11 protein-coding genes are annotated in these 10,339 nt (G+C 58.0%); 1 reads left to right on the forward strand and 10 read right to left on the reverse strand.

What is annotated here, in order from left to right:
• Window positions 1-40: 40 nt before the first annotated feature.
• The 10 genes from ACIPLA_RS20025 to ACIPLA_RS20070 all read right to left on the reverse strand — a co-directional run bounded on the left by ACIPLA_RS20025 (window position 41) and on the right by ACIPLA_RS20070 (window position 9,683).
• Complete coding sequence (locus ACIPLA_RS20025) at window positions 41-2,149, reverse strand: LTA synthase family protein (RefSeq protein WP_218397649.1); 2,109 nt, start codon at window positions 2,147-2,149, stop codon at window positions 41-43.
• Window positions 2,150-2,655: 506 nt separating this feature from the next.
• Complete coding sequence (locus tag ACIPLA_RS20030; protein ID WP_218397651.1) at window positions 2,656-3,258, reverse strand: START domain-containing protein; 603 nt, start codon at window positions 3,256-3,258, stop codon at window positions 2,656-2,658.
• A gap of 42 nt (window positions 3,259-3,300) precedes the next feature.
• Window positions 3,301-3,555, reverse strand: coding sequence for a YkgJ family cysteine cluster protein (locus ACIPLA_RS20035; RefSeq protein WP_019582607.1), 255 nt, complete (start codon window positions 3,553-3,555; stop codon window positions 3,301-3,303).
• A gap of 158 nt (window positions 3,556-3,713) precedes the next feature.
• Window positions 3,714-4,181 carry a translation initiation factor 2 gene (locus ACIPLA_RS20040; protein WP_218397653.1) on the reverse strand — a complete coding sequence of 156 codons (468 nt, stop codon included), beginning with the start codon at window positions 4,179-4,181 and terminating at the stop codon, window positions 3,714-3,716.
• 87 nt (window positions 4,182-4,268) lie between these two features.
• Entirely contained in the window at window positions 4,269-5,708 is a 1,440-nt protein-coding gene (locus ACIPLA_RS20045; RefSeq protein WP_007903895.1) for a PLP-dependent aminotransferase family protein, read from the reverse strand.
• A gap of 210 nt (window positions 5,709-5,918) precedes the next feature.
• Window positions 5,919-6,731, reverse strand: coding sequence for an OmpA family protein (locus tag ACIPLA_RS20050; RefSeq protein WP_401175343.1), 813 nt, complete (start codon window positions 6,729-6,731; stop codon window positions 5,919-5,921).
• Window positions 6,728-7,084: a DUF4398 domain-containing protein gene (locus ACIPLA_RS20055; RefSeq protein ID WP_008073146.1), complete on the reverse strand. Its 357-nt coding sequence runs from the start codon at window positions 7,082-7,084 to the stop codon at window positions 6,728-6,730. The genes ACIPLA_RS20050 and ACIPLA_RS20055 overlap by 4 nt, the downstream gene beginning before the upstream one ends.
• Window positions 7,085-7,093: 9 nt before the next feature.
• Window positions 7,094-7,930 (reverse strand): substrate-binding periplasmic protein, encoded by an 837-nt coding sequence (locus tag ACIPLA_RS20060; RefSeq protein ID WP_401175346.1) that lies wholly within the window; start codon window positions 7,928-7,930, stop codon window positions 7,094-7,096.
• 73 nt (window positions 7,931-8,003) lie between these two features.
• A complete protein-coding gene (locus ACIPLA_RS20065; protein ID WP_401175349.1) occupies window positions 8,004-8,933 on the reverse strand; it encodes an electron transfer flavoprotein subunit alpha/FixB family protein in 930 nt (309 codons plus the stop codon).
• On the reverse strand, window positions 8,934-9,683 hold the full coding sequence (locus ACIPLA_RS20070) for an electron transfer flavoprotein subunit beta/FixA family protein (protein WP_003226982.1): 750 nt from the start codon (window positions 9,681-9,683) through the stop codon (window positions 8,934-8,936). It lies immediately after the preceding gene.
• Between the two features lie 547 nt (window positions 9,684-10,230).
• Here ACIPLA_RS20070 and ACIPLA_RS20075 point away from each other — a divergent pair.
• Window positions 10,231-10,339 (forward strand): NAD(P)-binding protein (locus ACIPLA_RS20075; protein ID WP_401175412.1); only part of this gene is annotated, 109 nt, incomplete at its 3' end.

Consider the following 10,339-nt stretch of genomic DNA (forward strand, 5'->3'; position numbering starts at 1 on the left):
CGAAGGGCCTCTTTTTTATTGCGCCAAAAATTGGTCTGGTCTATTGCGCCAAAAATTGGTCTGGCTTGCCGTCAACTACACCGGCGGTGTTATCGATGAGGCTTTTGGTGGCCGTCTGGATGAACGATTCGAGCTTTTGCTTGAGCGCCGCTTCGTCAGCCGATGCCGGGATCACCTCACCTTTGGGATTGGCGCCCAGTTCATATTGATACAACTTCGGTGGCATCTCTTTGGGCAGTACCAGCACGCGATCCCCGGTGAGCAATGCAACCGTCTGATCGCTGCCCGACGGCTTGATCACGCCAAAACCCTTGTCGCCTTCCGGCAGGTTCAGCAAGTCGCGCCCCCAGCATTGTTGAATCACCTCTCCACCAATACGGCCCATGATGGTCGGCACGATGTCGATCTGGGTGCCGACGGTATGGTCGACCTGGCCGAATTTTTCCTGGACGCCCGGCCCAATCAGCAGCATCGGCACGTTGAAACGACCCAGGTCCATTTCAGTGATCTGCTGTTCGTTGCCAAAACCGTGGTCGCCGACCACCACAAACAGGGTTTCCTTGAAATACGGCTCTTTGCGGGCCTGTTCGAAGAATTGACCCAACGCCCAGTCGGAATAGCGCATGGCGGTCAAGTGTTCGTTGAGGCTGCCGCGATCGGTCACAGGCTTCACCGGCAATGGCGTCGGCAAAGCGTACGGCGTGTGGTTGGACAGCGTTTGCAGCAAGGCATAGAACGGCTTCTTGTCCTTGCCATCGCGGGCCTTCAATTCTTCCAGGCCACGGTTGAACATGTCCTGGTCGGACACGCCCCAGGTCGGATCGGAGAACACCGGGTTGACGAAGTCATTACGCCCGATGAAGTTGGTCATGCCCTGGTTGCTGAAGAAGCCCGACTGGTTGTCCCAGGCGAAGTCGCCGTTATAGACGTACACATCGTCGTAGTCACGGGCGCTGAGCAACTGCGGCAGGCCGGACAGTTTGTGGCTGCCTTCAGGCGTCTGCATCAGGTATTCGAAACCCGGCAAGTTCGGGAAGCAGGCCATGGTGGCGAACATGCCCTGGTGGGTATGGGTACCGTTGGAGAAGAAACGATCGAACAACAGGCCTTCTTTCGACAGTTTGTCGAAGTACGGCGTGATTTCACCCGGACGACCCAGAGCGCCCACCGAGTGACCGGCGAAGCTTTCCATCAGGATCACCACGACGTTCTTGATCGGCAGTGTCTTGTTGGTGTCGGGGCTGAAATTGCGACGCACCGCGGCGGTCTCGGGATCGACCAGCTTGTCACTCGGGGTCAACAACAAATCGCGCACGGTCTGCTGGGCCAGGGGCTGTGGCAGTGTGGCTTTCCAGACATTGTCGCGATGTTCGGACAGCCGGCTCTTGGCCGCTGCGATCAACGACAGCGTGCCGTTGAGGCCCAACTGATTGGCGAAGTTGGAGTCGGTGGTGTAAACGTCACCCCAACGCAGCGGCGGGCCTTGACGCAGAGTGCCACGAGCGGCGACCACGCAGACCAACAGGCAGACCACGAATACCACGCCACGCGCATACCACGGAGCGACCTGCCGCGTACTGATACTGCCACCGCTGAACGGCCCGCGAGGACGCGTGGCGCGGTCGGCGCCCTTGAACGCAAGCGTCAGAATCAACGTGCCCACGGCCCAGGCCAGCAGGTAGCGAACCACCGGAAAACCGTACCAGAGCATGCTCACCACGGTTTTCGGGTCTTCTTTCACGTACTGGAAGACCAGACCGTTGAGGCGCTGGTGGAACTCGCGGTAAAAGTCCATCTCCATCAGGCCGAGGAACAGCGCAATGCTCGAGACAACGGTCAGCCACAGCCGGAAAAACCCCCGGGCGGCCATCGCCCTGGCGCTGAACAATGCCAGCACCAGCGGAATGCTGAGGTAAACCACCAGTCGCAAGTCGAAACGCAGGCCGTTGGCGAACGCTTCCAGAAAGGTCGAAGCCGGTGTGTCGAGGATCATCGAGCTGTTGTAGACCAGCAGCGCCACGCGCAGCAGGCTGAACATGACCATCATGACCAAGGCACACAATAGCGTGTAGGCCAGATGCGATTTGACGGTCGGTTGCAGCAGGCGACTAGAAGCTCGCTGCTGACTCAGGGCGTCCGGGTTTGCCATGTCGTTTTAGGACCCATTGGAAGTTGAAGTTTCAAAAATACAGCGGCGCCTTGCCTGATGCCGGTCGGTTAACCTGTGGGAGCGGGCTTGCTCGCGAAGGCGGCGGCACAGTCGACATTGATGTCGTCTGACACACCGCTTTCGCGAGCAAGCCCGCTCCCACATGGATTTAGCTGACCGGCATCAGCTGTCTCGCCCTCTGTTGGCCATCCTCGGCCCCGGGGCTTGCGCTGCGCAAATGTTGCACGATCAACCGAGGTATTACCATTGATTACTGACCCACAGGCCCCGACTGTCGCTTGCAGCGTTCTGGGACAAGAGACGTGACGCAAAGTTGCGGAGGCGGACTGGTTGGGGCGCGAGTGAATTGTCTTGGACGCTTTGTGAAAATTTCGTTCAACGCATATCCAGAAACAAAATAAAGCCCCGCCCCTTGGCAAAAAACGCAAACGCCCCGATCAAAAATCGGGGCGCTGATGAACGGGCATTATCAAAAGTATACGCGGTTACTTCTCTGCGCGTTCTTTCAGGGCTTTGAGGGTGTTGAACGGCGCATCGACCACAAACTTGTTGGCCAACCACGACGGCACGCTGCCCCCGGGTTCGGTATGGGCCTGATAAGTCACTTCGACTTGATCGCCTTTAGGCACGAGCTTCCAGAATCCTTTGACCTGGGCGACCCGTACAAAACCTTTTTCTTCCGGAACGTACTTGGGCTGCCCTTCCAACTCGCGGGTCAGGCTGCCATCGGCGCCTTCAACAGTGGTGACATGCAATACGGAGTCGCGAGGAGTGACCGGCCAAGGGGTATTGAACTGGGTGTAGGTCCAGCTCTGGTTACCTTCATGTTTGAGCAACTTCTGAGTCTTGCACTCGTGAATCCATGCACAGGCACCCGGCACGTCTTCCTGCAATGCACGCAGTTTGGCCATGGTGGTCTTCATGACGGTCACGCCACGGTACGCCTTGTATTGGGAACCGGCCACTTCACTCAAGGACACCTTGATGCCCTGTTCTTCCTTGGCGGTTTTCCATTCTTCGGCCTGGGCCGTGGAGGCCAGTAAAACCGTCAAACCACACAGCACAGCCATACGATGCAGCGAACCCATAGTCTTATTCCTTATTGTTGAAAGTTCCGTTCGTTGAACACATCACGCGGCCGTCATTTGCTCCCACCAGCCCAGCAACTTGATCGCTTCGTCGCTGCTGCTTCCGCAGACCTCGACATCGGCTTCAAATGCCGAACACACCGCAGGACGTTCCGGCTTGCCGAAAATGCTGCACAGGTTATCGGCAGACAGCTGTACGCAACGTTCTCCGGCGGCTTTGCCATTGGGCATTCCGGGAATCGGCGAACTGATGGAAGGGGCAATGCAACAGGCGCCACAGCCTTCACGGCATCTCATGACGACAAGCTCCTCGCGACGGGTAAAGGGACGTGGCACAGAGTAACGGCTAAAACGACTGTTTAAAATTACCTGAGCCCTGGTTTTTTCGCTCAAACGAACGTGACTGACCAGTCTCCGACAAAGCGTCTGGTCCGCGGGTCACGAATGGGAGGGATTTACTGCTTGAACTCGAATTCCAGCGCCGCGCCTTCAACTTCCCGACGCTCTTCATTGCGCAGTTGCAACTGCATTTCGTTGCTGAGCAGACGACCGTTGAGCTGGAACGGGCTGCTTTTGTCACCGAACATTTGCGGCAACAGCGCATCGTGTCGGGGCAAGGTTACCGTGCCGACCGGCTTCAATTCTTCGACCATGTCCTTGGGCAGGCTCAAGTCGAGACTTGCCGAAGGGAGTTTGGTTTTCACGACTTCACTGGCCGGTTTCGACTTGGAAGCAATGGGGGAACGTTTCTTTACCGCTGCAGCCTTCTTTTTGGCCGGCGCTGCTTTTTTGACCGGTGCCGCTTTTTTCGCGGTGGTGCTGGCTGTCGGTTTTTCCTGAACGGAAGCCGCCATGACGCCTTCCGGGTGACAGGTCATTAACAGGCAGATCAACAACCAGGCGGCAGGAAAAATCGGCTTCATGGACCCAACGGCGTGAACGGCAGAAGGCTATATGCTCGCCTGTTGGAGACGACAAGACAAGCGGCCAGTTCAAAACTGCCCGGCCGGTCAAAAACCGCTCGCCGTCTCCTGACAAAGTTGCGTCGCCAGCAAACCCAACGTCATCAATGCACGCTCGGCCTCGCGGTTCCAGGGGATGCCACAGTTCAGGCGAATGCAGTGATTGAACTGCTCGGTATTACTGAAAATCAACCCCGGCGCAATGCTGATGCCCTGCTGCAACGCACGCACATGCAGTTCCTGCGTATTCACCCGCCCTGGCAGGCTGACCCACAGAATGAAGCCGCCGGTGGGCCGGGTCATCTGCGTGCCTTCCGGGAAATACTGCTGGACCGCCAGCTGAAAAGCGCTGAGATTCTTGCGGTACTCCTGACGGATGTAGCGCAAATGCCGGTCGTAACCGCCGTTCTCCAGATAGGCCGCGATGCCCATTTGCGTGACGCTACAGGCTGAATGGGTGCTGAAGGTCTGCAAGCGCTGGATTTCCTGCTGGTACTTGCCGGCAATCATCCAGCCGATGCGCACACCGGGCGACAGGGTTTTGGAGAAGCTGGAGCAATAGATCACCCGATCCAGTCGGTCGTAGGCCTTGAGCGATTTGGTGCGACCCTGCTCGAACATCAGTTCGCCGTAAATATCGTCTTCGACGACCTGGATATCGAAATCCGAGGCCAGGCGCAGCAATTGTTTCTGCCGCTCTTCGGGCATGGTGCCGCCCAAGGGATTGCTCAGGCGCGTGGTCAGCACCAGCGCCTTGATCGACCACTGGTTGGCCGCCAATTGCAGGGCTTCGAGGCTCATGCCGGTGGCTGGATCGCTGGGGATCTCGATGACTTTCAGCCCCAGCAGGTCGGCCAGTTGCAGCAAACCGTAATAGGTCGGCGACTCGGCCGCGATCAGATCGCCCGGCCGGGTCAACACGCGCAGAGACATCTGCAACGCATCGACGCAGCCGTGGGTGATCACCACTTCCGACGGGTCGACCACCACGCCGGCGTCGCGCATGCGGATCGCCACTTGCCGACGCAACGGCTCGAAACCGGGGCTGAACATGTAGCTGAACGCCCGGGGGCTATGGAAACGGGTGACTTTGGCCAGTTGCTGATGCAGCGCCCGCACCGGCAGATAGTCAACGCTCGGTACGGCGGCGCCCAACGGGAAGACGCCTTCGCGGCGGGATTCGACCAGGACTTGCTGAATGATGCTGCTGCGCGTGACAAGGCCAGGTCGCTCGACCCGGGCGATATCCGGGGTTGGCGCCGTGAGCGCCGGCGTCTGGTGCACGTAGTAACCGGATTGCGGCCGGGCACGAATCAGCCCCTGATCTTCAAGGTTGGCGTAGGCCTGCAACACCGTTGCATGGCTGACGTTGAGCTGCGAGCTCATCTTGCGCACCGAAGGCACGCGCTCCCCCGGTTGATAAACACCGCGGCGGATGTCTTCGGCCAGTTGCTGAGCAATACGTTGGTAGAGCAAGAGATTGGTCATGACGCAGCACTCGATTTCACGGGCATTTTATTCTTGTGTGAAACAATACCGGAACAGTTTGGAAGTGTACTGGGACAGTTGTCACAATAGTCGACCGTACAGTGCATTGTCAGCAAAAACTGTACTGTTTTATGGAGAGTATTGCGCTGATTGGCAGGCACAAAAAAACCCGGCACTGCTGACAGGCCGGGTTTTCCAGTAACGCAGCCCTTAGCGAGCGGCGCCGAGCTGGCCTTTTTCGTCGGAGAACACAATTTCCACCCGACGGTTCTGTGCACGTCCACGTTCTGAGGCGTTTACGTCCACCGGGTATTCATCGCCGTAGCCTTCGACTTTGATACGTTTGTCGTCGATGCCCAGGTCCATCAGCACATCCGCCACCGATTGCGCACGGTCGCGGGACAGCTTGAGGTTTTCCTGTTTACCGCCAGTGCTGTCGGTATAGCCTTCGATCCGCACCACCCGTTTGGGGTTGAGCTGCAGGAACTGGACGATCTTCAGCACCACGCGGTTTGCCGAGCTTTTCAGCTCTGCTTCACCGGTATCGAACAGCACATCGCCCAGAGTCATCACCAGACCACGGTCGGTTTGGGTAGTCGCCAACGCCACGATCTGCTCTTCGAGCCACTTGCCCTGTTGCTGCACGCTGAGCAACTTGGACTCACGCAGGGCCAGTTGCAGGCGCTGACGCTCGAGTTCGAGCTTCGCCGCGCGTTCCTCGTTGAGCACTTGATTGGTGTGTTCCCGGGCGATTTCGCTGTAGCGCCGGCTCAGGTAGGCGTAATGCACAACGTCCGAACCGCTGCCCCAGTAACTGGACAGACGATCGGCGCGGGCCAGCGACTCACCGGCACGGATCACGTCCTTGGGCGCAATGCGCAGCACATTGGAGTCTTCCTTGACCTTCTGAAAGTCAATGCCGGCCTGCTGGATTGCGGCTTCGCTGTGTTGACCAGCGCAACCATAAAGGCTTGCGCAACCGGCCAGGATCAAGCCGCCGAGTGCTTTGGTTTTCAGGCTCATTGGGCATCTCCCAGTTGCTTGCGCAGACGAGTGATGCGGGTATTGAGCACGTTCAACTGCTCCTCACTCTTGAGGGTCAGAACCCGGGCTTCGGCCAGACGCGCGTCCAGCTCGGCCTGCTCGGCCCGCATGCGTGCATTCTTGAAGGACTGGTCGGCCATGTTGCCCTTGGCACGCTTGAACTTGTCTTCAGCCAGTTTCAGCTCTGGCACTTCGTCGGCGGTAGCACCCACGGCCTTCGCTTGTTCAAGAGCCTGTTCGGTCAGGCGTATTTGTTCATTCGGCGCCGGATCGGCTGCACAACCCGCCAGAGCCAGAACGGCCAGGGCAGCGAAAAGAGGTCGAATACTCACTAAAAATCCCTACTGTTTTGGGGTACTGACAGGTTGTGGCTGCGGTTGTGAGCGTTGCGCTTTCCAACGCTCGATATTGCGCAGCAGCGCAGCTTCCGTCAGTCCGGACGCGGGCAATTCTGTCATCTTTTTAGCCAGCTGTCCGCGCAACCAAGGATCGTTGCAGGCAGAGTTATGGGAAACCGCAAGATACAGGCCCGGTTTGTCGATGGGGTGTGGGTGGGCCATCAAGTCATCGGCCATCCCCAGCGTTTGCACCAGGGCCATGCCCGAGTAGCGTCCGGCGAGGACAAATTCCACCTCGTTCAGCAGCAACTTCTGAAAGGCCTGGGTCAGATTGGGCGTGCGCACCAGGGTCAATTGCTGCTCGGCGAAAGTGCTAAATGACGTTGTTACTCGAGCCTTTTCCGACAAGGCGCCGGGATGACCGTGAAGGTCCTCCGCTTCGTTGTAGACCAGTAACGAATCGTTGCGAGTCCAGACCAGGTAATCGTTCTCCAGCAGCGGTGGATGGATGTAATCCAGATTTTCCAGCTCACTGACCGTCAACGGCGCATCGGCCAGCATGTCCATGCGCCCGCTGCGCACTTCGTCCAGGGCCTGGGAGCGTTTGCCGGCGTAAAGCAGTTCGACCTTGATGCCCAACTCCCCCGCCACTTGCTGCAACAGGTCGGCGCTGGCGCCTATCAGGTACTTGGGGTTTTGCGGGTCTTGCCACAGATACGGCGGCGCGTCCGGGCTGCCGGTCACCACCAGGCGCTCACATTTGCCCGTGGCTATGGATAGCCCCGGCAACAGCGTCAGCCCCAGCAGTAATGACCAGCCACACACGCGGCGTAAATCCATGGCGAAACACCCCTCAAAGAACAAAAAAAAGCCCGACCAAAAGGTCGGGCTCTTTATAAGTCAAGCCGCCGGATTAGACCAGCTTCTCGAACTCGGGGATGGCTTCGAACAAATCCGCCACCAGGCCGTAATCGGCCACCTGGAAGATCGGCGCTTCTTCGTCCTTGTTGATCGCAACGATCACTTTGGAGTCTTTCATGCCGGCCAGGTGCTGGATCGCGCCGGAAATACCGACCGCAATGTACAGCTGTGGAGCAACGATCTTGCCGGTCTGACCGACCTGCATGTCGTTGGGTACAAAACCTGCGTCGACCGCGGCGCGGGAAGCGCCGACGGCAGCGCCCAGCTTGTCGGCCAGGGCGTACAGGTGCTTGAAGTTGTCGCCATTCTGCATGCCGCGACCGCCGGAAACGACGATTTTGGCAGCGGTCAGTTCCGGACGATCGGACTTGGCCAGTTCTTCGCCAACGAAGCTCGAAGTGCCCGCGTCGTGAGCAGCGGCAACGGCTTCAACAGCCGCCGAACCACCTTCAGCGGCAACCGGGTCGAAACCGGTGGCACGCACGGTGATCACTTTGACCGCAGCGTTCGATTGAACGGTTGCGATCGCGTTACCGGCATAGATCGGGCGCTTGAAAGTGTCAGCGCTTTCGACCGAGATGATCTCGGAGATCTGGTCAACGTCCAGCTGAGCGGCAACGCGCGGCAGAATGTTTTTGCCGTTGGAAGTCGCAGCAGCCAGGATGTGGCTGTAGCCCTTGCCCAACTCGGCTACCAGCGGCGCGACGTTTTCCGGCAGTTGATGAGCGTAAGCGGCGTTGTCGGCCACCAGCACTTTCGCCACACCCGCGATTTTCGCAGCGGCTTCAGCCACGGCGCCAGCGCCCTGACCTGCAACCAGAACGTGGATATCACCGCCGATTTTGACGGCAGCAGCCACGGTGTTCAGCGTGGCCGGAGCCAGTACTTTGTTGTCGTGTTCAGCAATAACCAAGATAGTCATTTAGATTACCTTCGCTTCGTTCTTGAGTTTTTCAACCAGTTCAGCCACCGACTTGACCTTGATACCCGCGCTGCGTGCCGCCGGCGCTTCGACTTTCAGGGTCTTGTTGGTGGAGGCGGTGGAAACGCCCAAAGCGTCCGGAGTCAGCACTTCGAGAGGCTTCTTCTTGGCTTTCATGATGTTTGGCAGAGACGCGTAGCGCGGCTCGTTCAAACGCAGGTCGGTGGTGACAATGGCCGGCAGTTTCAGGGAAACCGTCTGCGCGCCGCCGTCGATTTCACGGGTCACGGCAACGCTGTCGCCCGACACTTCGACTTTCGAAGCGAACGTACCCTGACCGTAGCCGCTCAATGCAGCGAGCATCTGGCCAGTCTGGTTGTTGTCGCTGTCGATGGCTTGTTTGCCAAGGATCACCAGCTGAGGCTGTTCCTTGTCGACAACAGCTTTCAACAACTTGGCAACCGCCAGGGAAGTCAGATCTTCAGCGGATTCGACGAGGATGGCGCGGTCGGCACCCAGAGCCAGCGCGGTGCGCAGTTGCTCTTGAGCGGTGGACGGGCCGATGGAGACGACGACGATTTCAGTCGCAACGCCTTTCTCTTTCAGACGTACGGCTTCTTCCACTGCGATTTCGCAGAATGGGTTCATCGACATCTTGACGTTAGCGAGGTCGACGCCGGAATTGTCCGCCTTGACACGAACCTTGACGTTGTAATCCACAACGCGTTTGACAGCTACAAGAACCTTCATGGATTCCTCGTTACTCTCCGGTGAAAAGAAAGTCGCCTAGGCGAACCTGGCGGTTGATGCTCATCGGCGCAAGGGCACCTCTAAAAACGCTGGCAGGTGTAAAGGGTGAACCTTGCTCACGAGGCGGATAACCGTTCGTCAGTGGTGACTGACGAGTCATTCATTATCGTGGCGTGTAAACTGCGCGAAAAACCTGCGCCGCGCATCACCTTGTACTGCCATCGCCCTGTCTTTAGAGGTGCTCTTGAAACCAACAGTCAGCCTACGGCGAGCGCAAAACCGCCCGTATCTTGACCGGAACGCCTATTCCGGTCAATACGGCAAAATGGCCACTCATAAGCCGCGGTGACTTTGATTTATCTGGCTTTGAGCCAATTCAAACAAACGTTTGTATTGGACGCTAGGAGTGGTGTAGATATAATGCGCCACCTAGAGAGAAAGGTGGGTCATCCATTGTCCCTTTCGGCCGTTGCCGGAGGAAATAATGGATGCAACGCCAAACCTCCAATTAGAAAAAAACTGTTGAGCCTTGAGTAGGAGATAGCCTGTGGAACGCGAATACATGGAATTCGACGTGGTCATCGTCGGTGCCGGCCCCGCTGGCCTGTCCGCCGCCTGCCGTTTGAAGCAGAAGGCCGCCGAAGCCGGTAAGGAAA

The sequence above is a fragment of the Pseudomonas sp. NPDC086112 genome, from assembly GCF_044746425.1.
Lineage (GTDB): Bacteria > Pseudomonadota > Gammaproteobacteria > Pseudomonadales > Pseudomonadaceae > Aquipseudomonas.

What these genes read in the sequence shown, in the direction of transcription:
- ACIPLA_RS20025 (WP_218397649.1), bottom strand. Translation starts at nt 2,149, where the DNA reads ATGGCAAACCCGGACGCCCTGAGTCAGCAGCGAGCTTCTAGTCGCCTG.
- ACIPLA_RS20030 (WP_218397651.1), bottom strand. Translation starts at nt 3,258, where the DNA reads ATGGGTTCGCTGCATCGTATGGCTGTGCTGTGTGGTTTGACGGTTTTA.
- ACIPLA_RS20035 (WP_019582607.1), bottom strand. Translation starts at nt 3,555, where the DNA reads ATGAGATGCCGTGAAGGCTGTGGCGCCTGTTGCATTGCCCCTTCCATC.
- ACIPLA_RS20040 (WP_218397653.1), bottom strand. Translation starts at nt 4,181, where the DNA reads ATGAAGCCGATTTTTCCTGCCGCCTGGTTGTTGATCTGCCTGTTAATG.
- ACIPLA_RS20045 (WP_007903895.1), bottom strand. Translation starts at nt 5,708, where the DNA reads ATGACCAATCTCTTGCTCTACCAACGTATTGCTCAGCAACTGGCCGAA.
- ACIPLA_RS20050 (WP_401175343.1), bottom strand. Translation starts at nt 6,731, where the DNA reads ATGAGCCTGAAAACCAAAGCACTCGGCGGCTTGATCCTGGCCGGTTGC.
- ACIPLA_RS20060 (WP_401175346.1), bottom strand. Translation starts at nt 7,930, where the DNA reads ATGGATTTACGCCGCGTGTGTGGCTGGTCATTACTGCTGGGGCTGACG.
- ACIPLA_RS20065 (WP_401175349.1), bottom strand. Translation starts at nt 8,933, where the DNA reads ATGACTATCTTGGTTATTGCTGAACACGACAACAAAGTACTGGCTCCG.
- ACIPLA_RS20070 (WP_003226982.1), bottom strand. Translation starts at nt 9,683, where the DNA reads ATGAAGGTTCTTGTAGCTGTCAAACGCGTTGTGGATTACAACGTCAAG.